Raw genomic sequence first — 23,845 nt, forward strand, 5'->3', positions numbered from 1 at the left:
TTAAGCCCGCTGTCGAACCGTGGGACGGTGTCGCCGTCCCGGTGTCACGGCCCCGGTCGGGCGGTGCGGCGCGCCGGGGGACGGATGGGCGGCGGCACCGCCGTCCGGCGCCGCCGCACCGGTAGTCTGACGGCGTGAAGGCAATCCGTAGATTCACCGTGCGCACCGTGCTGCCGGAGTCCATCGCCCCTCTGAGCCGACTCGCGAGGAACCTCCGCTGGTCCTGGCACCGGCCCACCGAACAGCTGTTCGCCGAGCTGAACCCGCAGGCCTGGGACGCGGTCCACGGGGACCCCGTCAAGCTCCTCGGCTCCCTCACCCGGGAGGAGATCCAGCAGATTGCCCAGGACCCGGCCACGGTGCGCCGGATCGAGGAGCTGGACGCCGATCTCGAGCGCTACCTCACCGACGACCTGTGGTACCAGAAGACGCAGGCGGAGGACGCCCCGCGGTCCATCGCCTACTTCTCCGCCGAGTACGGTGTCACCTCCGTGCTCCCCCAGTACTCGGGCGGGCTGGGGATCCTCGCCGGCGACCACCTCAAGAGCGCCTCGGACCTCGGCGTGCCGGTGGTGGGCGTCGGCCTGTTCTACCAGCACGGCTACTTCAAGCAGTCCCTGTCCCGCGACGCGTGGCAGCAGGAGTCCTACCCCGTGCTCGACCCGGACGGCATGCCCCTGACGCTGCTGCGGGAGGAGGACGGGAACCCGGTCCGGATCACCCTGCCCCTGCCCAACGGCCGCTCCCTGTCCGCCCACATCTGGCGGGCCGACGTCGGCCGCGTCCCCCTGCTGCTGCTCGACTCCGACATCCCGGACAACGACGACCACGCCCGCAACGTCACGGACCGCCTCTACGGCGGCGGCGGCGACCACCGGCTCCAGCAGGAGCTGCTCCTCGGGATGGGCGGGATCCGGGCGCTGCGGGCCTTCTCCCGGCTGACCGGGGCGCCCGCCCCGGAGGTCTTCCACTGCAACGAGGGCCACGCCGGGTTCCTGGGCGTCGAACGGATCGCGGAGCTCATGGACCCGGCGGACGGGACCGAGCCGATGACGTGGGACGAGGCCCTGACCGCGGTGCGCTCGGCCACCGTGTTCACGACCCACACCCCGGTGCCCGCGGGCATCGACCGGTTCGAGCAGGCGCAGATCGAGCACTTCCTCAACGCGGGTCTCGCCCCGTCCGTGCCCACGGCCAAGGTCCTGTCCCTGGGCGCCGAGGACTACGACGGCGGCGACCCCGCCAAGTTCAACATGGCCGTCATGGGCCTGCGCCTGGCGCAGCGGGCCAACGGGGTGGCCAAGCTGCACGGCGTGGTCTCCCGGGGCATGTTCCAGGGGCTGTGGCCGGGCTTCGACGCCGACGAGGTGCCGATCGGCTCGATCACCAACGGCGTGCACGTCATGACCTGGATCGACCCCCGCATGGCGGAGCTGGCCCTCGACCCGATGGGCTCTGACCTGAACCGGGCGGCGCGGTGGCGCCGGATCTACGGCGTCGACGACGCCGAGCTGTGGGCCGTCCGCCGGGAGCTGCGCACCCGCCTGGTGGAGGACGTCCGGGCCCGGCTGCGGGCGTCGTGGAAGAAGCGCGGTCTCGCGGACGCCGAGCTGGGCTGGACCGACTCGGTCCTCGACCCGGGCGTGCTCACGATCGGCTTCGCCCGCCGGGTGCCCACCTACAAGCGGCTCACGCTCATGCTGCGGGACCCGCAGCGGCTCAAGCGGATCCTGCTGGACCCGGAGCACCCCGTCCAGCTCGTGGTCGCCGGGAAGTCCCACCCTGCCGACGAGCAGGGCAAGCGCCTGATCCAGGACCTCGTGCGCTTCACGGACGACCCGGAGGTGCGCCACCGGATCGTGTTCCTCCCCAACTACGACATCGCGATGGCCCGGACCCTCTTCCCGGGCTGCGACGTGTGGCTGAACAACCCGCTGCGCCCGCTCGAGGCGTGCGGCACGTCCGGGATGAAGGCCGCCCTCAACGGCGGGCTGAACCTCTCGGTGCTCGACGGCTGGTGGGACGAGATGTACGACGGCCAGAACGGCTGGGCCATCCCGACCGCCGACGAGGGCGCGCACCCGGACGAGCGCGACGACATCGAGGCCGCCGCCCTCTACGAGCTCATCGAGAACCACGTGGCCCCGCGGTTCTACGGCGAGACGGCGGAGGGCTCGGACCCGAACACCGACGGCGTGCCCCACCAGTGGCTGGCCATGGTCAAGCACACCCTGGCGACGCTGGGCCCGCAGGTCTCGGCCAAGCGCATGCTCGAGGACTACGTGCAGCACCTCTACGTCCCGGCCGCCGTCTCGGGCCGCCGGGCGGCGCTGGACGGCCACGCGGCCGCCCGGGCGAAGTCCCGGTGGGTCGGGCGCGTGCGCCAGGCGTGGGGCCAGGTGGCGGTCGAGCACGTGGACGCCGAGGGCGTGGCCCAGGAGCCCCAGATCGGGGACGAGCTCACGGTGTGCGCCTACGTGTCCCTCGGCTCGCTGAGCCCGGAGGACGTGTGCGCGGAGATCGGGTACGGCCGGGTCTCGGAGACGGACCACATCCACGAGCGCAAGTACGCGGGCCTGAGCCCCGTCGGCGACCTCGGCGGGGGGCGGCACAAGTTCTGCGGCACGATCACCGTGGACCGCTCGGGCCCGTTCGGCTACACCGTCCGGTTGCTGCCCGCCCACCCCGAGCTCGCCGACAAGGCCGAGCTGGGACTGGTGACCAACGCCTGAGCAGCCGCCGCGCGGCGCGCAGGAGGGGCCGCACCCGTGATCCACGGGTGCGGCCCCTCTTGCGCGCGGGCCGCCGCAGCTCGGCGCACCGGAAAGCTCGGCGCACCGGAAAGCTCGGCGCACCGGGCCCCTCAGCGCACCCGGGTGCTCAGAGCACCCGGAAGAGCGTCACCGAGCCGGCGGGCACGCCCTGCGCCTGGCCCGCCCGGTAGCGCGTCCCGTAGCGTCCGTGCAGCACGGAGGCCGTGCTGTGCACCAGGGAGTAGACGCCGTCGGCCTTCGCGAGGGGGTGCCCCTGCTCGTCCGGCCGCAGGAGCTCCGCGAGGTTCGGGAAGGTGATCGCCATGTCGGCGCTCGCGCCGTTGATCACCATGAGCCCCGCCACCCGGCCGCCGCGGGACCCGATCAGCACCTGGATGGTCCGGGCCCCGGGGGTCTGCCAGCCGGCGGCGGTCATGGCCGACCCGTCGGGGCCGAACCAGTGCATCATCACCTCGTCGGGGCGCGTCGGGAAGTGGGACGGCTGTCCGGCCAGGAACTCCCCGCGCACGCCGATCAGGGATCGGGTGGCCGCGAGCATGGCGCGGTCCGCCGGCGTGAGCCGCCAGTCCACCCAGGACAGCTCGTTGTCCTGGCAGTAGGCGTTGTTGTTGCCGCGCTGGGTGCGGCCGAACTCGTCCCCGGCCGTGATCATGGGCACGCCCTGGGAGAAGAGCAGGGTGGCCATGACGTTGCGCATGGTCTGGGCCCGGTCGGCCCGGATCCGCACGTCGCGCGCCGGGCCCTCCACGCCGTGGTTCCACGAGTGGTTGTCGTTGGTCCCGTCCCGGTTCTTCTCCAGGTTGTCCTGGTTGTGCTTGTTGTCGTAGGAGACGAGGTCCGCCAGGGTGAAGCCGTCGTGGGCGGTCACGAAGTTCACGGACGCCAGGGCACTGCGCCCGGAGGCGGCGAACATGTCCGAGGAGCCGGCGAGCGCCCCGGCGAGCCGGGCGGCGTTGCCCCCGTCCCCGCCCAGGCTCATGCTGCGCGGGCCGGTGAGCCAGAAGTCGCGGACGGTGTCCCGGAAGCGGTCGTTCCAGTCGGCCCACCCCTCGGGGAAGTGACCGGTCTGCCAGCCGCCCATGCCCACGTCCCAGGGCTCGGCGATGAGCTTCGTCCCGAACAGGGCGGGGTCCGCGCCGACGGCCACGAGGAAGGGGTGGTTGCGGGTGAAGCGGTGGCGCTCGTCCCGGGCCAGCTCGGGGGCGAGGTCGAAGCGGAAGCCGTCCACGTGGCAGCGCTCCACCCAGTAGCGCAGGGAGTCCAGCGCCATCTGCACCACCCGCGGGTTGCCGAAGTTCACGGAGTTGCCGCACCCCGTGACGTCCACGTAGCGGCCGTCCTCGCCGTGGCGGTAGTAGGCCTCGTCGCCGAGTCCCCGCCAGCAGTAGGCGGGCTCCTCCTGGCCGGCCTCCGCCGTGTGGTTGTAGACGACGTCGAGGTAGACCTCGAGCCCGGCGCGGTGCAGCTCCCGGACCATCGCCTTGAACTCGTCCAGCACGCCCTGCGGTCCCCGGGCGCGGGCGGCCTCGGTCGCGTAGCCGGCGTGCGGGGCGAAGAAGCCCAGGGTGTTGTAGCCCCAGTAGTTGCTCAGCCCGAGGGACGTGAGGTGCGGCTCGTCCAGGTGTGCGTGCACGGGCAGGAGCTCGACGGCCGTGACGCCCAGGGACGTGAGGTACCCGGTCATCGCGGGGTGCGCGAGCCCGGCGTACGTGCCCCGCAGCTCCTCCGGGACGTCCGGGTGCAGGGCGGTCAGCCCCTTGACGTGCGCCTCGTAGACGACGGTGTCCCGCCACGGGATGGCCGGGCGGCGGTCCTCGTCCCAGTCGAAGTCCTGCTGGACGACCACGGAGACGTAGCGGCCCCCGTAGGCGTCGGGGCCGGGATCGACGACGCCGGGCGGCGGGGCGACGCGGCGCAGCCCCTTGCCGTAGGGGTCGAGCAGGATCTGCTGGGCGACCGGGTCCGGGGAGCGGTGGCGGGAGGCGATCGGCGAGTCGGCGGGCACGAACCCGTACTCCGTGCCGGCGGGCAGGGCCGGGGCCTCGTCGCGGTGCCGCAGGTAGTCGAAGCCCGTCTCCGAGAGCCGCTGCTGCTCGGCCGGCGGGATCGTCCCGTGGTGCACGCCGCCGGTGCGGCCGGTGAGCCGCCGCCGCTGCCAGCGGCCGCCGGGCAGCCGGAAGACGATGTCCAGGTCGGGGATCCCCGGGGCGTAGACCGCCACGTTCGCGCTGCCGTCGCGCTCGGGAGAGGGGTGGACCCCGAGGGGGTAGGGGTGGGAGACGTACGGCCGACCGGTGTCCTGCCGCCGGGGCTCAGGAACCAGCACGGCGTCGCGACACCTCGTACAGGGTGATGCCCACGGCCATCGAGGCGTTGAGGGACTCCATCGTGGAGTCGATGGGGATGGAGACGACCTGGTCGCAGTTCTCGGTGACCAGCCGGGACAGGCCCTTGCCCTCCGAGCCGACCACGATGACGAGCGGCTCGGTGGCCAGCTCGAGGCCGGGCAGCTCGACGTCGCCGCCGCCGTCGAGGCCGACCACGAAGTAGCCCATGGCCTTGAGCTCCTCGAGGGTGCGGTTGAGGTTGGCCGCCTTGGTGACGGGCACGCGGGCCGCGGCGCCGGCGCTGGTCTTCCAGGCGGAGGCCGTGACGCCCACGGACCGGCGCTCGGGCACGATCACGGCGTTGCCGGAGAACGCGGAGACGCTGCGGATGATGGCGCCGAGGTTGCGGGGGTCGGTGATCCCGTCGAGGGCGACCATCAGCGGGGGGCGGCGGATGTGCCGCTTCTCCCACTGGGTCATGAACTTCCGGGCCGCCTCCACCGCGTCCTGGTACTCGTAGGCCGGCACCTGCAGGGCCACGCCCTGGTGCACGGCGTCGCTGGTGAGCCGGTCGAGCTCGCCCTTGGAGGCCTCGAGGATCGTGATCCCGCGCTCGGCGCAGAGCTGCAGGATCTCGCGCACGCGGTCGTCGACGTCGATCTTGCTCGCCGCGTACAGGGCCTTGGCGGGGATGTCCGCGCGCAGCGCCTCGACCACGGAGTTCCGCCCGGTGACGAGATCCTCCTGGACCTTGCCGCGGGTGCGGGCCGGGGCGCGGCCGCCCGGGTTCTGCCGCCGCTCGGCGGCCTTCTTCATCTTGTGCGCCTTGTGGTACGGGCGGTCCTCGGCCTTGGGGGTGGGGCCCCGGCCCTCGAGGGCCTTGCGTCCGTGGCCGCCGGTGCCGACCAGCGGGCCCTTCTTGTTCTTGCGGATCGCGCCGGGACGTTGCTTGGGGGTTGGCATGGGTTCCTCTGTTCGGTCGGTGTGGTGCGGGCCGGTCAGGCCACGGACCAGGTGGATCCGCCGGCGGCGTCGCGCACCGCGACGCCGGCGGCGGCGAGCTCGTCCCGGAGGGCGTCGGCCCGGGCCCAGTCCTTGGCGGCGCGGGCCTGGTCGCGCTGGGCCAGCAGCGAGCGCACGAGGGCGTCGAGGGCCGCGTGCTCGGCGGCGTTCCCGGCGGCGTCCCCGAGGTCCATGAGCGCGGTCAGGCCGAGGACGTCGGTCATGGCGCGCACCGCCCGGGCGGGCGCGGCGGCGTCCAGGCCGTCGGCGAGCGCGGAGTTGCCGGCGCGGACGGTCTCGTGCAGGACGGCGAGGGCCTGTGGCACGTTGAGGTCGTCGTCCATGGCGTCGCCGAAGGCGGGCGGCACGTCCCCGGCCGCCCCGTCGAGGTCGGCGCCGGCGTCCCGGGCCGCGCGCAGGAAGGACTCGACCCGTTCGACCGCGGCCGTGGCCTCGGCGAGGGAGGTGGGCCGGTAGTCCAGCACGGAGCGGTAGTGGGCCTGGCCGAGGTAGTAGCGCACGGCCAGCGGCCGGGCCTCGGCGAGCATCTCCGCCGGGGAGACGGTGTTGCCGATCGACTTGGACATCTTCTCGCCCGCGTAGGTGACCAGCCCGTTGTGCAGCCAGAGCGTCGCGAACCGCTGCCCGGCCGCCGCCGACTGGGCCAGCTCGTTCTCGTGGTGGGGGAAGCGCAGGTCCAGTCCGCCGCCGTGGATGTCGAAGTGCTCGCCGAGGTACTTCGCGGCCATGGCCGAGCACTCGAGGTGCCAGCCGGGCCGGCCGGCGCCCCAGGGCGAGTCCCAGCGGGCGGTCTCGGGCTCGCCCGCCTTGTGCCCCTTCCACAGGGCGAAGTCGCGGGGGTCCCGCTTGCCGCGGGGGTCGGCGTCGGGGGCGTCCTGCATGTCGTCGACCGACTGGTGGGTGAGCTCGCCGTAGCGCTCCCAGGAGCGGACGTCGAAGTAGACGTCCCCGGAGCCGTCCGGCGCCGGGTAGGCGTGCCCGGCGTCGACGAGGGTGCGGATCAGGGCGTGCATCTCGGGGACGTGGCCCGTGGCGCGCGGCTCGTAGGTGGGCCGGCCGACGCCGATGGCGTCGTAGGCGGCGTTGAACGCCTGCTCGAACCGGTAGGCCAGCGCCCACCACGGCTCGCGGGGGTGGTCGCCGGCGTAGTCGGGGGCGAAGGACGCGGCCGAGTTCGCGAGGATCTTGTCGTCGATGTCGGTGACGTTGCGCACGGTGGTGACCCGGTAGCCGCGGTGGGCGAGCCACCGGGCGAGCTGGTCGAAGACCAGGGCCGAGCGGACGTGGCCGATGTGCGGCATGCCCTGGACGGTGGCGCCGCAGTAGTACAGACGGGCCTCGCCGGGGTGGGCGGGCGCGAAGTCCCGCACGGTCGCGGTGGCGGTGTCGTAGAAGCGCAGAGTCACACGGCCCATCATAAGGGCGGGCGGTGGCGCCCCGGTCAGGCCCGGCGCGCGTCCGCGGGCACGACCAGCGCGGTGGCCACGGCCGCGAGGCCCTCGCCGCGGCCCGTGAGCCCGAGCCGGTCGGAGGTCGTGGCGCTGACCGTGACGGGCGCGCCGGCCGCGGCGGTGAGCACGGCCTCGGCCTCGGCCCGTCGCGGCGCGAACCGCGGCCGGTTCCCGATCAGCTGCACGGCCACGTTGCCGATCTCGAAGCCGGCCTCCCGCACGATGCGGGCCGCCTCCGTGAGGATCCGCACCCCGGACGCGCCCTCCAGCTCGGGGCGGTCCACGCCGAAGTTGGCGCCCAGGTCGCCCGTGCCGGAGGCCGAGAACAGGGCGTCGGCGGCGGCGTGGGCCACGACGTCCCCGTCCGAGTGCCCGGCGAGACCGCGCTCCCCCGGCCACTCGAGGCCCGCGACCCACAGCGGGGTACCCTCGGGCCCGAAGGCGTGGACGTCGACGGCGATGCCGGTGCGGGGCAGGATCACGGGTCAGGGCTCCTCGGGGTCGAGCAGATCGGGGTGAGGGCCGGGGGTAGGAGCGGCGGTGACGGGCACCGCCGCGTCCGTGCCCGGTGCGCGGCCGCGCAGGACGGCCTCGGCCAGCACCAGGTCGAGCGGGCGGGTGATCTTGAAGGCGTGCTCGTGGCCGGGCACCGTCAGCACGGTGGCCCCCGGGGCGTGCGCCTCCACGAGGGAGGCGTCGTCGGTGACGGACCCGGGGTCCGTCCCGGCCTCCGCGGCGGCGCGGTGCACCGACCGGAGCAGGGCGAGGTCGAAGCCCTGCGGGGTCTGGACCGCGCGCAGCACCGTGCGGTCCACGGTGCCGAGCGACCGTCCGGCGTCGTCCACCCGGCGCATCGTGTCCGCCACGGGCAGCACGGGGACCACGGCGCGCTCCCCGGCGCGCAGCCGGTCCACGACGGTGCGGAAGACCTCGGGCGGGGTGAGGCAGCGGGCGGCGTCGTGGACGAGCACCGCGGTGCAGGCGGGCTCGGACCGCGCGAGCTCGGTCAGCGCCTCGCGCACGGACTCCGCGCGGGAGGCGCCGCCGGTCACGGGTCGCGCGCCGTGCGCCCGGGCGGTCGCGGAGAGCTCGACGTCCCCGGCCGGGACGGTCACCAGCACGGGCCCGGTCAGCCCGGCGCACCGGATGCCCCGCAGCGCGTGCTCCAGGAGGGGGCGGCCGTCGAGGGCCACCAGGGCCTTGGGGATGCCGTGCCCGAGTCGTGTGCCGGAGCCCGCCGCCACGACGACGACGGCGAACCCGCCCTCCGGGGAGGGCGGGTTCGCCGTGGTGGACCGTGGTGCGTTCCCGCTCACGGGTCGGTCAGGACGCCAGGATGTCGTCGAGGCGCTTCTCGGCCTCTTCCTCGTCGATCTTCTTGGCGAGCGCCAGCTCGGAGGTGAGGATCTGGCGGGCCTTCGTCAGCATCCGCTTCTCCCCCGCCGAGAGCCCGCGGTCGCGGTCGCGGCGCCAGAGGTCGCGCACGACCTCGGCGACCTTGAGCACGTCGCCGGAGGCGAGCTTCTCGAGGTTGGCCTTGTAGCGCCGGGACCAGTTGCTGGCCTCCTCGGTGTCCTTCGCCTGCAGGACCGAGATGACCTTCTTGAGCCCGTCCTCGTCGACGACGTCGCGCACGCCCACCAGGTCGACGTTCTCCGCGGGTACCTCGATCACCAGATCCCCCTGGGTCACCTTGAGCTTGAGATACATCTTCTCTTCGCCCTTGACGGTGCGGGTCTTGATCTCCTCGATGGTCGCCGCGCCGTGGTGCGGGTAGACAACCGTCTCGCCAACCTCAAAAACCATATGGAACTACCCCTTTCAGAACTTCCATTCTAACACGGTGTAGGATTCGCCGATCCGGGGCGGGCGGGGACCGGGGGCCCGTCGATGCGGACGATCCGTCGGCAAACGGATAAGCTGGTCGGGACATCGTCCTGAGCTCCCGAGGAGTACGCGCCGTGAAGATCGCCGCCCGCCAGAAGCTGCGTCGCGCAGGCCTGAGTGCCGCCGCCGCGGCCGCCCTGCTGACCACCGCCGGATGCGCCTACATCAACCCGCCGGCCACGACCATGGTGTACTCGGCCGCGGACGGCATCGTGGAGCAGGTCGGGGACGTCAAGCTGGCCAACGTGCTGATCGTGGCCACCGGCGCCGACCAGGAGGGTCGCGTGCTGGGCACCCTGGTGAACGACGGCGACCAGGACGTCACGCTGTCGATGGACGTCGACGGCGCCACCGCCGAGGTGCAGATCCCCGCCGGCGGCACCGTGGACCTCGACCAGGACGACCCGGTCGTGACCGTGGACCGTGCCGGCGCCGAGCCGGGTCTCATGGTCGAGACCGAGTTCACCGCCGGCGGCGAGTCCCTCACCGAGCGGGTCCCGGTCCTGGACCACACCTTCTCCCGCTACGCCGAGTTCATCCCCGGCGGCGCGCCGAGCACCCCGGCGAACCCCTCCAACACGCCCGTGCCCGTCGAGGAGATGGTGGGCCAGGAGAGCGGCCACTGACGACTCCCACCGGCGCGCACGAGCGGAAGGGCCCGGAACCCCTCGGGGTTCCGGGCCCTTCCGTCTGCCGGGGCGCCGGCTCAGCCCTCGAACTTGTAGCCGAGGCCCCGCACCGTCACGAGGTGCCGCGGGGCGGAGGGATCGGGCTCGATCTTGGCGCGCAGGCGCTTGACGTGGACGTCGAGGGTCTTGGTGTCCCCCACGTAGTCCGAGCCCCAGACCCGGTCGATGAGCTGCCCGCGGGTCAGCACGCGCCCGGCGTTGCGCAGCAGCATCTCCAGCAGCTCGAACTCCTTGAGCGGCATGGCCACCCGCTCCCCGTGCACGCTGACCACGTGCCGTTCGATGTCCATCCGCACGGGGCCGGCCTGCACGGTCGCCGAGACGAGCTCCTCGGGCTCCCCCTGCCGGCGCAGGACCGCGCGGATCCGCGCCACGAGCTCCCGGGACGAGTAGGGCTTGGTGACGTAGTCGTCGGCGCCGAGCTCGAGCCCGACCACCTTGTCGATCTCGGCGTCCTTGGCCGTGAGCATGATGATCGGCACGGAGGAGCGCTGCCGCACCTGGCGGCACACCTCGGTGCCGGACAGCCCGGGGAGCATGAGGTCCAGCAGCATCAGGTCGGCGCCGGACCGGTCGAACTCGGCCACGGCGTCCACGCCGTTGTCGACGACCGCCACCTCGAACCCCTCCTTCCCCAGCAGGTAGGAGAGCGGGTCGCTGAGGGACTCCTCGTCCTCGACGATCAGGATGCGGGTCACTGTCGGTCCTCCGTGCTCCCGGCGCGCGCCGCGGGGGCGGCGGGCCGTGGGGTCGATGCGTCTGGGCGGGGTGGTGCCTGCAGCGGCACCGGGCGGGCGGTCGCGCCGGGGGCCGGCTGCGCGGTCCCCCCGGGGTCGTCGGCGCCCTCGATCTGGGGGATGCTGAGGGTGAACGTGGAGCCGCGGCCCGGCTGCGACCACAGGGTGGCCTCGCCGCCGTGCTGGGACATGACGTGCTTGACGATGCTCAGTCCGAGCCCGGTGCCGCCCGTCCGGCGGGAGCGGGCCGCGTCCACGCGGTAGAAGCGCTCGAAGATCCGGTCCTGCTCGTCCTCGGGGATGCCCGGGCCCTGGTCGGTCACCGAGATCTGGGCCATCCCGTCCCGCTCCCGGACGCCGACGCCCACGCGGGTGCCCTCCGGGGAGTAGTGCACCGCGTTGTCGATGAGGTTGCGCAGCGCGGTGACGAGCAGGTCGGGGTCGCCGAACACTGGCCGGGTGACGCGCCCGCCCACCGCGATCTCGATGCCCTTGTTCTCGGCCGGGAACCGGTTGCGGTCCACGGCGTCGGCGATCACCTGGTTGAGGTCCACGGGCCGGCCCTCGGTGACCACGTCCGCGCCCTGCAGGCGGGAGAGCTCGATGATGTCCTGGACGAGGGCGGTCAGCCGGGCGGACTCCTTGTGCAGGCGCTGGGCGAAGCGGCGCACGGCCTCCTCGTCCTCGGCCGCGTCCTCGATCGCCTCGGCGAGCAGCCCGATCGCCCCCACGGGGGTCTTCAGCTCGTGCGAGACGTTGGCGACGAAGTCGTTGCGGATCGACTGCGCCCGGACGATCTCCGTCTGGTCGTCGGCGAGCAGCAGGATGTACTCCTCCGCGATGGGGGCCACCCGGACGTCGAGCACCACCGCGCCCGTCTGGAACGGTCCGCGGGACAGCTCGACCCGCCGCTCCTCGATCACGCCGCTGCGCCGGGCCCGGCGGATCATCTCGAGCATCTGCTCGTGCACCACGGTGTGCCCGCGGACCAGTCCGAAGGCGTAGGCGGCCGGGGAGGCGCGCACCACGCCGTCGACCCCGTCCACCACCACGTAGGCGCGGCCGATCACCGCGAGCACGTCCGCGGTGCCGTCGGGCAGCGTGGGCTCCTGGACGTCGGCGCGGGCGCGGCGGCCCCGTCCGCTCACCCGGAGGGCGATCAGACCGCTCACCCCGAGGGCGAAGCCGAGCAGACCCGCGGCGACGGCGATGGCAGTGGGACTCACGGAACCAGCTTAGGCACTCGGGGGCGCGGGGACCCCGCGCCGGGCGTCACGAGCTACAGGTTCAACCAACGTTCATCCTAAGATGAGCGAAAGTTCACTCCTGGCTGTGACGGTGGCGGCGGGTGTGCTCGCACCCGGCCCCCATGTCATCCGTCCCGCTCCGCGCCGCACCCCGGCCGCGGCTGCCGCGGACGCCGCCGCATCTCGAAAGGACGCATCCGTGCGCAAGGTTTTCCAGGCAGAACTCCACCAGGTCGGCGAGGAGCTCATCCAGATCGCGACCCTGGTGCGCGAGGCCCTCGCCCGCGCCAAGGACGCGCTCCTCGACGCGGACATCCAGCTCGCCGAGGAGGTCATCTCCAACGACGCCCGGATCGACTTCCTGCAGAACGACCTCGACGAGCGCTCGATCGACATCCTCGCGCTGCAGAGCCCCGTGGCCTCGGACCTGCGGATGATCGTGGGCGCGCTGCGGATGAGCGCCTCCTTGGAGCGTGCCGGCGACCTCGCCCGGCACCTGGCCCAGGCGGTGCGCATCCGCTATCCCGAGCCGGTCATCCCCGAGCCGCTCGTGGAGACGTTCACGCGGATGTTCGACCTCGACCTGCAGATCCTGGACCGGGTCATCCAGGTGCTCCAGACCCGGGACCTCTCCCTCGCCGACGACATCTACTCGCTCAAGGGCGAGGTCAACCAGCTGCACCAGTCCGTCTTCGACGCGCTCGCCGCGCCGAGCTGGGACTCGTCGGTGCCCACCGCCGTGGACGTCACCCTGTGCTCCCGGTACCTCGAGCGCATCGGGGACCACGGGGTCTCGGTGACCCGCAAGGTCTCCTACCTGGTGACCGGGGACTGGGTCCCGGCCAGCTCCGACCGCCCCACCGGCCACGGCCACGTGGGCCGCGACGGGGGCGAGTGAGCCCCCGCCCGGGCGCCGGCCGAGCCGCGCCCGGGCACAGGACAGGGGCCGGGTCCACCAGCACGGTGGACCCGGCCCCTGTCCGTGGGCGGGAGCCTTCCGGGACTACTTCTTGCCCTGGTTGGCGACCGCCTGGATCGAGCTCGCGGCGGCCTCGGGGTCGAGGTACTCGCCGCCGGCCACGAGCGGGCGGAGGTTCTCGTCGAGCTCGTAGTAGAGCGGGATGCCCGTGGGGATGTTCAGCGCCGCGATGTCCTCGTCCGAGATGCCGTCGAGGTGCTTCACCAGGGCGCGCAGGGAGTTGCCGTGGGCCGCGACGATGACGGTCCGGCCGGCCTGCAGATCGGGGACGATCTCCTGCTCCCAGTACGGCATGAAGCGGTCCAGGACGTCCTTGAGGCACTCGGTGCGGGGCGCGTCCGGCACGTCCGCGTAGCGGGGGTCGCCGGCCTGCGAGAACTCGGACGAGTCCTCCAGCTCGGGCGGCGGGACGTCGTAGGAGCGGCGCCAGGTCATGAACTGCTCGTCGCCGTACTCGTCGCGGACCTGGGTCTTGTCCTTGCCCTGCAGCGCACCGTAGTGGCGCTCGTTGAGCCGCCACGACCGCTTCACGGGGATCCAGTGCCGGTCCGCCCGGTCCAGCGCGAGGTGGGCGGTGGTGATCGCCCGGCGCAGGAGCGAGGTGTGCAGAACGTCCGGGGCGATCCCCTTCTCGACGAGCAGCTCACCGCCGCGGACGGCCTCCTCCCGCCCCTTCTCGGTCAGGTCCACGTCCACCCACCCGGTGAACAGGTTCTTCTCGTTCCAGTCGGACTGTCCGTGCCGGAGCAGGACGAGCTTGTGCGGTGCTGATTCGGTAGCCATGGGGCCATTCTTCCACCCGGGCGGCGGCGCGGGACAAGCCGGCGTCACGGGCGCCCCGTGTCGCGGGGCCGGGCGCCGTGCGCCCGGGGACGGGCGGTCACCAGTTGTTGGGGCCCTTGGACTCCAGGCCCACGGCCGGGCGGACGTCGGCCAGGTAGACCCCCACGGCCGTGCCCGCGATGAGCAGGACGAACAGGCTGGGCCGCAGCAGCATCAGCGTGAAGACCGTGAACGCGAGGGAGCCGCCCGTGAGCGCGAGCCAGAAGCCCTTGGTGCGCTTGAAGGCGCGCTGGAACTGCACCGGCGCCTTGGTCAGGCAGTCCACGAAGGCCCACACGGCCAGGCCGGCGACGACCAGTGCCAGCGCGATGTCGATGAAGCGCACGAGTAAGAAGACCCAGGGAATGTCCACGCCGTCCAGCCTACCGGTCGATCGCGCACAGGACGCGGTCGAGGTCCTCCCAGAGGTCCTCGACGTTCTCGATGCCCACCGACAGGCGCAGCAGCGTCTCCGGGACGCTGTGCGGCTCCTCGTGGTGCCGCCGCCGCCGCTCGATCAGCGACTCCACCCCGCCGAGCGAGGTCGCGGGGGTCCACACGCGCAGGGCGTCCACGGCCGCCTCGACGGCGGCGACGTCCCCCGCGGGCACGATCGCCACGATCGAGCCGAAGCCGTCCATCTGCGCGGCGGCACGCTCGTGCCCGGGGTCCCCGGGCAGGCCCGGGTAGCGGACCTCGCGCACGGCCGGGTGCTGCTGGAGGCGGCGGGCGAGCTCCCCGGCGGTGGCCGCGGAGCGCTCGACCCGCACCGCCAGGGTGCGCATCCCCCGCAGCGCGAGCCACGCCTCGAACGGGCCCGGGACCGCGCCGTGCAGGGAGCGGTGCCCCTTCAGCCGGGTCCGCAGGGCAGGGTCGGAGGTGACGGCGGCCCCCAGGACGACGTCGGAGTGCCCCGCCAGGTACTTGGTCACGGAGTGCACCACGATGTCCGCGCCGTGCTCCAGCGGGCGCTGCAGCAGCGGGGTGGCGAAGGTGTTGTCCACGCACGTGAGCACGCCGCGCTCGCGGGCCGCCGCGAGCAGCGCGGGGAGGTCGGCGACCTCCAGCATGGGGTTGGTGGGGCTCTCGAGCCAGAGCAGGTCGGCGGCGTCGAGCGCGGCCACCACGTCCTCGGTGTCCGTGACGTCCACGGTCCGCACGGTGAGCAGCCCGCGGGCCTCGAGGTCCGCGGCCAGGGCCAGGGAGCCCTGGTAGCTGTGCCGGGGCAGCACCAGGCGACCGCCCGCCGGGACGAGCGAGAGCACCGACGCGACGGCGGCCAGTCCCGAGGCGTAGGCCAGTGCGGGGAGCTCCGCCCGCTCGAGCCGCGCCAGCACATCCTCGAGGTCCTCCCACGTGGGGTTGCTGAACCGCCCGTAGGTGCGGTCCTCGGCGTCGAGCCCGGCGGAGCCCCGGTAGGTGGAGGTGAGGACGATGGACGGGCCGACCGGCGCGTCGTGCTCCGGTGCGGGCCGCCCGCCCGCGACCAGCACGGTGTCCGGGCGGAGGTCGGCGGAGCCGTGGGCGGGCGGGGTCTCGGGGCGCGCAGTCATGGCCCCAGGCTATCGGCCCGCGGCGTCCCCAGCCGCGCGCGCACCGGCGGCGCTGTCCGCGCGGGTGGATAGGCTGGGACCGTGACCTTCCGACCGGCCCCCGCCCCGCCGCCCGCCTCCGCCGCGGCGTCCTCCCCCGCGCCGTCCGGGCGCGGGCTCTTCGTGGTGTTCGAGGGCGGGGACGGCGCCGGGAAGTCCACCCAGGTCGGCCTGCTCGTGGACGCCCTGCGCGCCGAGGGGCACGACACCCTGCGCACCCGGGAGCCCGGGGGGACCCCGCTGGGCGAGAGGGTGCGCGAGCTCGTGCTGGACCCGGCGCACGGGCCCGTCGACGCCCGCGCCGAGGCCCTGCTCTTCGCCGCGGCCCGCGCCGCCCACGTCGCCCAGCTCATCCGCCCCGCGCTCGCCGCCGGCCGGACCGTGGTCTGCGACCGCTTCGCCGACTCCTCCGCCGCCTACCAGGGCGCCGGGCGCGGCCTCGGCCTGGACCGCGTCGCGGAGCTCAACGCGTGGGCCACGGCCGGGCTCGTCCCGGACCTCACCGTGCTGCTCGACGTCCCGGCCGGCACGGGACGGACCCGCCGGGAGGCCCGGGACGGCACCGCGGGCGACCGCCTGGAGACAGAGCCCGACGCCTTCCACGACGCGAACCGGGCGGCGTTCCTCGAGCTCGCCGGCCGGGCTCCGGAGCGCTACCTGGTGCTCGACGCCACCCGGCCGGCAGGGGAGCTCTCGGCCGCCGTGCGCGAGCGCCTCACCGGGCTCGCCCGCTCCGCCCGGGCCGCGGAGGTGAGCGCGTGAGCGTGTGGGACCAGCTGCTGGGCCAGGACGCCGTGGTGGCGCAGCTGCGGCGCGCCGCCCAGGAGGACCGGCCCACCCACGCCTGGCTGTTCACCGGTCCGCCCGGCTCGGGGCGCTCCAACGCGGCGCTCGCGTTCGCCGCGGCCCTGCTGTGCGAGCAGGAGGACCCCGTCGAGCGCGGGTGCGGGCAGTGCCACGCGTGCCGCACGGTCCTGGCCAGCTCGCACGCGGACCTCACCCACTTCGTCACGGAGAACCCGCAGATCACCATCGAGGAGGCCCGCGAGCTCGTGGTCCGCGCCCAGGACCGGCCCTCGGTGGGCCGCTGGCGCGTCATGGTGGTCGAGGACGCCGACCGCATGGCGGAGCGCACCTCGAACGTGATGCTCAAGGCCATCGAGGAGCCCCCGCCCAACACCATCTGGCTGCTGTGCGCCCCGAGCCCGATGGACGTGCTCGTGACCATCCGCTCCCGCTGCCGCCCGGCCACGCTGAAGGTGCCCGCCGTGGCGGACGTGGCCGAGCTGCTGATCCGCCGGCACGGGGTGCCCCGGCAGCGCGCGGAGGAGAGCGCCCGGCTGGCGCAGTCCCACGTGGGGATCGCGAAGCGGCTCGCCCTCTACGACGACGCCCGCACCCGGCGGCAGGAGGTCGTGTCCATGCCGCTGAAGCTGTCCGGGGTTCCGGACGCCGTGCGCGCCGCGGACCGGCTGCACAAGATCGCCGTGGAGGAGTCCCAGGCGGACGCCGAGTCCCGCAACGAGGCGGAGCGCAAGCAGCTGCTCGTGGCCCTGGGCGCGCCGGAGTCCGGACGGGTGCCGCCGGCCATCCGCGGCGCCCTCAACCGGCTCGAGGCCGACCAGAAGCGCCGGTCCCGGCGGATCCAGACGGACACCCTCGACCGCTTCCTCATCGACCTCACCACCTTCTACCGCGACGTCCTGACCCTCCAGCTGCGCACGGGCTCCGCCCTGGTCAACGAGCACCTGGCCCAGCAGCTGCAGGACCACGCGTCCAACTCGACCCCCGAGCGGACGCTGCACCGCATCGACGTGATCAGCCGGACCCGGGACCGGATCCGCACCAACGTCAGCGCGCAGCTGGCCTTCGAAGCCATGGCCGTCTCCCTGCTCTGACCCCGCCCCCGACCCCCATCCCCCCACCCCCTCGAGGAGCCCCATGACCCGCCGCGCCGCCCCCTCACGCCGCGCCCTCCTGCCCGTCACGGCCGCGCTGGCCGCGACCGGCCTGCTCCTGAGCGGCTGCTCGTCCCTCGGGGCCGGGGCCACGGGCGAGCCGACCTCCGGGGGCGCCACCGGCGCCGTCGTCGAGGGCGCCCCCGAGGAGCTCCAGCGCTACTACACGCAGACCGTCACCTGGGGGGACTGCACGTTCGAGGTGGAGACCAACGGCGCGCAGGACGACCTCCAGTGTGCCGACGTCGAGGTGCCCCTCGACTACGCCGACCCCGGCGGGGCGACCACCACCGTGGTGATGTCCCGCCTGCCCGCAGGCGGGGACGCCCGCGGCAGCCTGCTCCTCAACCCCGGCGGGCCCGGCGCCTCCGGGGTGGACGCGATGCTCTACGCGCAGTACACGGTCACCGGCGACGTGCGCGAGGCCTACGACGTGGTGGGCTTCGACCCGCGCGGGGTGAGCCGCTCCGAGGGCATCGAGTGCCTCGACGACGCGGAGCTGGACGCGTGGCGCGCCGAGCCGATGTTCGACCCCGAGGAGCAGCCGGTCGAGCAGATCCAGGAGGAGTACGAACAGCTCGGCGCCGCGTGCGTGCAGGACTCCGGCGAGCTCGTGGCGCAGATGGACACCGTGAGCGCCGCCCGGGACATGGACGTGCTCCGGGCCGTGCTCGGCGACGAGCGGACGACCTACCTGGGCTTCTCCTACGGCACCCACCTCGGCGCGGTGTACGCCGACCTGTTCCCCGACCGGGTCGGCCGGCTCGTGCTCGACGGCGGCGTGGACCCCACCCTGAGCGACATGGAGGCCACCGCCGACCAGGCCGAGGGCTTCGAGGACAACCTGCGCCACTGGGTGCAGCAGTGCCAGTTCGAGATCCGGGACTGCGTGGTGGCCGACGTCTCCACGGACGAGGCGATGACCCGGATCCAGGAGCTCATCGCCTCCGTCGAGGAGGAGACCGTGACCGCCGCCGACGGCCGGCGGGTCACCGCCACCAACGTGGTCGAGGGCATCCTGGGGCCCCTCTACGCGACCACCGGCTACGAGACGCTCAACGAGTCCCTGGGCGCCGCCTTCGACGGCGACTTCTCCGCGCTGCTCGCCCAGTCGGACGCCACGCACGGGCGCGACGCCGAGGGCCGGTACACGAGCAACACCACCATGGCGTTCACGGCCGTGAACTGCCTCGACCGGCCCGACGGGACGGTCACGGCGGAGCAGATGGCCCGGCACCAGGAGGAGCTCGAGCGGGTCGCCCCGACCTTCGGCCCGTACCTGGGCTACGGCGACGCCGCGTGCCAGGGATGGCCGGTCGACCCGGCGGGCCTGCCGGAGCCGCTCGACGCCGCCGGCGCCGATCCCGTCCTCGTGGTGGGCACCACCCACGACCCCGCGACCCCCTACCACTGGTCCGAGGCCCTCGTGGAGCAGCTCGACAGCGCCCGGCTGCTGACCTACGACAGCTACGGCCACACCGCCTACACGGCCGGCAACCGCTGCGTGCAGGACGCCGTGGACGCCTACCTGCTGGAGGGCGAGCTCCCCGCGGAGGGGACGACCTGCTCCTGATCCGCCGCGACCCGGGCGACCGGTGCCGGCACGGTGGGCGTCAGCGCGCGCCGGGCACCGGCGTGCGGACGAGTCCGGGGAGGTCCCGGACCGAGTCGACCACCACGTGGGCGCCGGCCGCGCGCAGGGACGCGGCGTCGTGCGCGCCCGTGCGGACGCCGACGACCGCGGCGGAGCCGGCCCGCAGGCCGGCCTGCACGTCCGCCGCGGTGTCCCCCACCACCATGACCCGGCGGACGTCGCCGAGGTCGAGCGCCAGCACGGCGGTGAGCACCATGTCCGGCCAGGGTCGTCCGCGCCCCGCGTCCGAGGGACACAGGCTGAGATCCGCGAGACCCGTCCAGCCGAGCTGCTCGAGGAGCGTGTTCAGGCTGTGCCGGTTGTAGCCGGTGGCCAGGCAGACCCGCAGGCCCGCCTCGCGCAGCGCCGTGACGGCCTGCTCCGCGCCCTCCACGGGAATGACCCCCTCGGTGGCCAGCAGCTCGTCGAGGTGGCGCTCGAAGTCCCGGACCGCCTGCCGTGCCCGGTGGGGGTCGCTCGCGAACAGCTGCTCGAGCACTCCCGCCTTCGACTGGCCCAGCGTGTCCCGGACGTGGTGGAGCATCTGCCGGAACCGCTCCGAGCCGGGGTCGACGCCGAGACCGGTCACGGTGCGCTCGAAGGCCCGCTCCATGATCCCGTTGTCGTGGAACACGGTTCCGGACATGTCCAGGAAGGCCAGTTCGAGATCCGGCGCGATGCCGCCGTCCGGTGTGCGCACTGGGCTGCTCCTGTTCCGGGCGGACCGCAGCGGCCGGCCCCGTCGTCGTGTCCGTCCATGCTGCGCCCCGGCCCTGCGGGCCGGTAAGGCCGGGGAGCCGAAGAGCCGGTGAACTCCCGGGGAACGCGCGCACCGCGCCCGGCCCCGCCGATTGGGGACGCCCCCGCGCTCTCTGCTACAGTTTCACCTGCACTGAGGCCGTCCCGGACGGCCGCGTGCACGCCTCCTTAGCTCAGTCGGTAGAGCGTTTCACTCGTAATGAAAAGGTCGTCGGTTCGATTCCGACAGGAGGCTCCCACCGGACGAAGGCTCCGGACCCCCTGGGTCCGGAGCCTTCGTCGTCCCGCCCCGCGCCCGTCCACCGGGCCACCTGCCCCCGCCCCTCGAACCCCGCGACGGGCGGTGCGCACCGGCCGTCACAGTCGCGTCCCCCCTGGTCACAGTGGTGTTCGGCGGGTGGGGTCCGCCGTACGCTGAGGCAACCGGGCGCGATCGGCCGCCACGGACCACTTGGGCGGTGCACCATGAAACTCCGTTCGCGACAGCGCCTCGGCCTGCTCGTCCTCGCCGGAGCGGCCCTGGTGACGTCCGCCTGCGGCCCCTCCCCCGGTCCTCCGCCGGAGACGGCTCCTCCCCCGGACACGGCCTCCCCGGCCTCGCCCGCACCGGGTGAGCCCCGGGTGTCCCGCGTCCTGACCTGGCTCCGCATGGGGCCCACCGGGGAGGGCACCCCGCTGTGGTACGACCCCCTGAAGGACGGGGACTGCGGCGACGAGCAGCTGCTCGCGTCCCGGGCCCAGCCCGTCCCCCGTGCCGGCGCCCTCCTGTGCGAGGCCGCCACGACCAACGACGCCGAGCTGTGGCGGCAGGGCGAGGACGCCCTGGCCGCCGTCCCGGCGCCCGCCGGCTGCTGGGAGGAGGAGACCGTGGCGGGCCTGCGGCGGCTGGTCGAGTTCCACCGCCGGGCACCGGAGGCGGTCCCGGAGCTGCAGGTCCCCGACGGCACGGCCTGCCCCCTCGTGCTGGAGGGCCTCCTCTCGCCGCTGGCCCCCGGTGTCGAGGGCCTGGAGATCCCCGTGTCCACCTGCGGCGGCGCACCGGTCTTCCTGCAGGGCAACCTCGAGTGGGTGCCGCCGGAGGGCATCCGCGCGGTGTCGGTGGGCGCCGCGGTCGTGCCGGTGCAGCAGGGCAATGGAAGCCTGTTCTTCCGCGCCCCGCCGTCGGACGTCGCCGGCCCCGTCCCGGTGACCGTCTCGGACGCGGACTGGCCGGTCGGCGGGCAGGGCTACCTGGTGTACCAGGTGCCGGCCGCCGCCTGTCCCGAGCCCCCGCCGGCGCCCCCGCCGGCGCCCGCCCCGGCACCCGCGCCCACCGCTCCACCCACACTCTAGGAGCCACGGTGGCGGAGCAGGAGCCGGACGGGTCCCCGCTCTGGGGGCGGCTCTTCCAGGCGGTCTCGAAGCTGGGCGTGGGGGTGAGCCTGCTGACGGCCCTGCTGGTCTACTTCGGCTGGGTCCGCGCCGGCGCCCAGGCCCGGGAGATGGGCCTGGACGCGAACCTCTTCGGCTACACCACCCAGGACTACCTGCTGCTGAGCATCGGCTCGCTGTACGTCCAGCTCCTCTGGATCGCCGTGGCCGTGCTCGGCGGGATCTGGCTGGACCGCCGGGTGCGCGAGCGCGTGGAGGCCCGTGCCCGCCGGTCCGGGAGCGCCCCGGTGGCGCGGTGGGCGCGCCGGGGGACGTGGTTCTTCATCGGGCTGGCGGTCGCGGTGCGGCTCCTGGGCGGCGCCGTGCCGGAGGAGGAGGCCTGGGTGATCCCCTTCGCCATGGCGCTGTGCGTCCTCGCCGCCGCCTGGGCCGCCGGTCTGCGGCGGCGCGTCACCGCCCGTGACGAGCGGCCCGCCGCGCCGGAGCGGCCGCTCCTGCGGGGTTTCGCGCTGGTGTCCGTGGTCGCGCTCCTGGTGTTCTGGGGCACGTCGTCGGTGGCCGAGGCCATGGGCCGGGCCCTGGCCCACGACCTGGAGGAGGAGCTGGGGACGATGCCGCGGGCGGTCGTCTACAGCGAGAAGCCCCTGCACATCGGCCTGCCCGGGGTCCGTACGGAGGAGCTGGGCGGACCCGACGACCCGCTCCACCGCTACGACGGGCTACGGCTCCTGACGCTGCGGGGCGGCCGGTACTTCCTCCTGCCCGAGCAGTGGACGGTCGCCGGCAGCACGGTCCTGGTGCTGCCCGACGACAACTCGGTCCGCCTGGAGTACAGCCGGTGATCCGTCCTGCTCCGCCCGGCCGGGGTCCTCCGCACCCGCCGGTCCGGCCGCCGGGAGGGTCAGGGTGAAGACGGTTCCCTCCCCCGGTGCGCTCTCGCAGCGGATGGTGCCGCCGTGCCGCTCGACGATCTCGTGCACGACCGCCAGGCCCAGGCCCAGGCCCGGGATGGCGCTCATCCGGGCGTTGCTGCTGCGGAAGAACCGGCCGAACACGTGCTCGGCGTCCTCTGGGCGCATCCCCATGCCGCGGTCCGCCACCTGCACCTGCACGGTCGTCCCGGCCCGGGCCACCCGGACCGTCACCGGCCCGCCGTCCGGGGAGTACTTGATGGCGTTCGAGAGCAGGTTGTCGAGCACCTGCCCCAGGCGCACGGGGTCGCAGGGCAGCACGAGGCGGGGCGGGGCGTCGACCCGCAGGTCCACCCCCGCCTCCGCGGCGCGGAGCCCGGCCGCCGCGACGGACTGCTGGACCACCTGGACGAGGTCGGCCTCCGCCGGCTGCAGCGCCAGGACGGGGCCCGCGGTGCGGAGGAGGTCCTCGACCAGGACGAGCAGCTGGTCGGCGTTGCGCTCGACGACCTCCAGCCCGGAGCGGACGTGCCCGGGGAGCCGCTCGTCCATGGCCAGGAGCTCGGTGTAGCCGCGGATGGACGTCAGGGGCGTGCGCAGCTCGTGGGAGACGCCGGCCACGAAGTCGTCCTTGGCCTGCAGCGCCGCCACCAGCTCGGTCACGTCGTTGAACGACAGGACGGAGCCCTCGGTCCCGCCGTCCTCGTCCCGGAGCACGCGGGCGGACACGGAGAGCACCCGCTGCAGGGGCGGCTCCCCCGCCCAGACCAGGGCGTCGGAGAAGGACTCGCCGCGGATCGCGCGGCGGGCGGGACGCCGGTCCACGGGCAGCGGCGTCCCGTCCCCGTCCGCGTAGACCCGCAGGTCCGCCTCGGCGCCGTCCCGCACCCCCTCGGGCAGCGAGAGCTCGTGGATCCGGTGCTGTCGGCGGTTCATGAGGATGTCGTGGCCGTGCTCGTCGATCGCCAGCACGCCCACGTCCACCGTGTCCAGGACGGTGTTCAGCAGCCGTTCCCGCCGCGCGGTCACGCCCAGCAGCCGGCGCAGCTCGGCGTCCTTGGCCTCGAGCTCGGCGTTCTGGCGCTCCATGCTGTTCGACAGCACCTGGACGGTGAGCCCGATGCCCAGCAGCATGACGGGGATCAGCAGCGGGGCCGTCAGCAGCTGCGCGCTCAGCGGCCGGGGCGGGACCAGGAGCGGGACCCACACCATGGCGAGGGTCAGGACGAACCCCAGCGGGGCGGACGCCCGGGGCAGCCGCCCGGAGCCGGTGAGCCAGATGACGGGGAACGCGGCCATGATGCCCACCCCGGTCACCGTGCTCAGCGTGCCCTCCCGCAGCAGGGTGATGGGGACGAAGTCCAGGACCGGGACGGCCAGGAACGCCCCGTAGGGCAGCCGGTCCCACGGCACCAGCACGCACAGGGCCGTCAGCGCCACCGTGAGCGCCAGGGCCAGCTGCACCCGCAGGTCGCCCCGCAGCGGCTCGTGGACCACCCAGATCCCGGCGACGAGGACGACGGTCGTGACGAACAGCGGCAGCTGGCTGAGGAGCACGCGCCGGCGCATCGACAGCTCGTGGAAGCTGATCCGGTCGAGGGAGAGGACGGTGAGCAAGCGGTCCACGGGAGAACTCTTCCGACTGGGTGCGTCACCCTCGGGGGGTCGGGATGACAATTGCAAAG

The 23,845-nt window shown here is 73.9% G+C and carries 20 protein-coding genes and 1 tRNA gene; 8 read left to right on the forward strand and 13 right to left on the reverse strand.

Going from position 1 to position 23,845, the window contains the following annotated elements:
• Positions 1-134 precede the first annotated feature (134 nt).
• Positions 135-2,732, forward strand: a complete 2,598-nt coding sequence (gene glgP, locus H488_RS20550) for an alpha-glucan family phosphorylase (protein ID WP_031282231.1) — start codon at positions 135-137, stop codon at positions 2,730-2,732.
• A 148-nt stretch (positions 2,733-2,880) separates the two neighbouring features.
• Here glgP and glgX read toward each other — a convergent pair whose 3' ends face one another.
• The 6 genes from glgX to H488_RS20580 are packed head-to-tail and all read right to left on the reverse strand — an operon-like array spanning position 2,881 to position 9,381.
• Positions 2,881-5,100: a glycogen debranching protein GlgX gene (gene glgX / locus H488_RS20555; protein ID WP_017831958.1), complete on the reverse strand. Its 2,220-nt coding sequence runs from the start codon at positions 5,098-5,100 to the stop codon at positions 2,881-2,883.
• Complete coding sequence (gene rlmB, locus H488_RS20560) at positions 5,087-6,064, reverse strand: 23S rRNA (guanosine(2251)-2'-O)-methyltransferase RlmB (protein WP_017831959.1); 978 nt, start codon at positions 6,062-6,064, stop codon at positions 5,087-5,089. Before rlmB ends, glgX begins: the two co-directional genes overlap by 14 nt.
• Positions 6,065-6,099: 35 nt before the next feature.
• A complete protein-coding gene (cysS, locus tag H488_RS20565; RefSeq protein ID WP_017831960.1) occupies positions 6,100-7,530 on the reverse strand; it encodes a cysteine--tRNA ligase in 1,431 nt (476 codons plus the stop codon).
• Positions 7,531-7,565: 35 nt separating this feature from the next.
• Positions 7,566-8,057, reverse strand: a complete 492-nt coding sequence (gene ispF / locus H488_RS37755) for a 2-C-methyl-D-erythritol 2,4-cyclodiphosphate synthase (protein ID WP_017831961.1) — start codon at positions 8,055-8,057, stop codon at positions 7,566-7,568.
• Between the two features lie 3 nt (positions 8,058-8,060).
• Entirely contained in the window at positions 8,061-8,891 is an 831-nt protein-coding gene (gene ispD, locus H488_RS37760; RefSeq protein WP_017831962.1) for a 2-C-methyl-D-erythritol 4-phosphate cytidylyltransferase, read from the reverse strand.
• Between the two features lie 7 nt (positions 8,892-8,898).
• A complete protein-coding gene (locus H488_RS20580) occupies positions 8,899-9,381 on the reverse strand; it encodes a CarD family transcriptional regulator (RefSeq protein ID WP_017831963.1) in 483 nt (160 codons plus the stop codon).
• Positions 9,382-9,536: 155 nt separating this feature from the next.
• On the opposite strand from H488_RS20580, the gene H488_RS20585 reads away from it, so the two are divergent.
• Positions 9,537-10,088: a hypothetical protein gene (locus H488_RS20585; RefSeq protein ID WP_017831964.1), complete on the forward strand. Its 552-nt coding sequence runs from the start codon at positions 9,537-9,539 to the stop codon at positions 10,086-10,088.
• 80 nt (positions 10,089-10,168) lie between these two features.
• Here H488_RS20585 and H488_RS20590 read toward each other — a convergent pair whose 3' ends face one another.
• Together H488_RS20590 and H488_RS20595 are read right to left on the reverse strand one after the other, a co-directional pair.
• The gene (locus tag H488_RS20590) at positions 10,169-10,849 is read right to left on the reverse strand and encodes a response regulator transcription factor (protein WP_017831965.1); all 681 of its coding nucleotides are present in this window, start codon (positions 10,847-10,849) and stop codon (positions 10,169-10,171) included.
• The gene (locus H488_RS20595; protein WP_017831966.1) at positions 10,846-12,114 is read right to left on the reverse strand and encodes a sensor histidine kinase; all 1,269 of its coding nucleotides are present in this window, start codon (positions 12,112-12,114) and stop codon (positions 10,846-10,848) included. The genes H488_RS20590 and H488_RS20595 overlap by 4 nt, the downstream gene beginning before the upstream one ends.
• Positions 12,115-12,334: 220 nt before the next feature.
• Here H488_RS20595 and phoU point away from each other — a divergent pair, with 220 nt between their 5' ends.
• Complete coding sequence (phoU, locus tag H488_RS20600; protein ID WP_017831967.1) at positions 12,335-13,033, forward strand: phosphate signaling complex protein PhoU; 699 nt, start codon at positions 12,335-12,337, stop codon at positions 13,031-13,033.
• Positions 13,034-13,138: 105 nt separating this feature from the next.
• Here phoU and H488_RS20605 read toward each other — a convergent pair whose 3' ends face one another.
• The 3 genes from H488_RS20605 to H488_RS20615 form a co-directional block, all read right to left on the reverse strand.
• Positions 13,139-13,897 (reverse strand): phosphoglyceromutase, encoded by a 759-nt coding sequence (locus tag H488_RS20605; protein ID WP_017831968.1) that lies wholly within the window; start codon positions 13,895-13,897, stop codon positions 13,139-13,141.
• Positions 13,898-13,994: 97 nt separating this feature from the next.
• Complete coding sequence (locus H488_RS20610; RefSeq protein WP_229587767.1) at positions 13,995-14,309, reverse strand: DUF2516 family protein; 315 nt, start codon at positions 14,307-14,309, stop codon at positions 13,995-13,997.
• A gap of 10 nt (positions 14,310-14,319) precedes the next feature.
• On the reverse strand, positions 14,320-15,489 hold the full coding sequence (locus H488_RS20615) for a trans-sulfuration enzyme family protein (protein ID WP_017831970.1): 1,170 nt from the start codon (positions 15,487-15,489) through the stop codon (positions 14,320-14,322).
• 81 nt (positions 15,490-15,570) lie between these two features.
• On the opposite strand from H488_RS20615, the gene tmk reads away from it, so the two are divergent.
• From tmk to H488_RS20630, 3 genes are read left to right on the forward strand one after another with little or no spacing between them, the layout of a single operon-like run.
• A complete protein-coding gene (gene tmk, locus H488_RS20620; protein ID WP_017831971.1) occupies positions 15,571-16,290 on the forward strand; it encodes a dTMP kinase in 720 nt (239 codons plus the stop codon).
• Entirely contained in the window at positions 16,287-17,426 is a 1,140-nt protein-coding gene (locus H488_RS20625) for a DNA polymerase III subunit delta' (protein WP_017831972.1), read from the forward strand. The genes tmk and H488_RS20625 overlap by 4 nt, the downstream gene beginning before the upstream one ends.
• A gap of 43 nt (positions 17,427-17,469) precedes the next feature.
• Positions 17,470-19,059 (forward strand): alpha/beta hydrolase, encoded by a 1,590-nt coding sequence (locus H488_RS20630; RefSeq protein WP_017831973.1) that lies wholly within the window; start codon positions 17,470-17,472, stop codon positions 19,057-19,059.
• Positions 19,060-19,099: 40 nt separating this feature from the next.
• On the opposite strand, the gene H488_RS20635 is transcribed toward H488_RS20630, so the two are convergent.
• Complete coding sequence (locus tag H488_RS20635; RefSeq protein WP_017831974.1) at positions 19,100-19,819, reverse strand: HAD-IA family hydrolase; 720 nt, start codon at positions 19,817-19,819, stop codon at positions 19,100-19,102.
• Between the two features lie 221 nt (positions 19,820-20,040).
• Between H488_RS20635 and H488_RS20640 the strand changes: the two genes are divergently transcribed.
• Both H488_RS20640 and H488_RS37325 read left to right on the forward strand, forming a co-directional pair.
• Positions 20,041-20,113: transfer RNA gene (locus H488_RS20640), tRNA-Thr, on the forward strand.
• Positions 20,114-20,343: 230 nt separating this feature from the next.
• Positions 20,344-21,210: a hypothetical protein gene (locus H488_RS37325; RefSeq protein WP_190274490.1), complete on the forward strand. Its 867-nt coding sequence runs from the start codon at positions 20,344-20,346 to the stop codon at positions 21,208-21,210.
• A gap of 758 nt (positions 21,211-21,968) precedes the next feature.
• Here H488_RS37325 and H488_RS20655 read toward each other — a convergent pair.
• On the reverse strand, positions 21,969-23,786 hold the full coding sequence (locus tag H488_RS20655) for a sensor histidine kinase (protein ID WP_017831977.1): 1,818 nt from the start codon (positions 23,784-23,786) through the stop codon (positions 21,969-21,971).
• Positions 23,787-23,845 lie beyond the last annotated feature (59 nt).

The sequence above is a fragment of the Kocuria sp. UCD-OTCP genome, from assembly GCF_000349605.1.
In the GTDB taxonomy this organism is placed as follows: domain Bacteria; phylum Actinomycetota; class Actinomycetes; order Actinomycetales; family Micrococcaceae; genus Kocuria; species Kocuria rosea.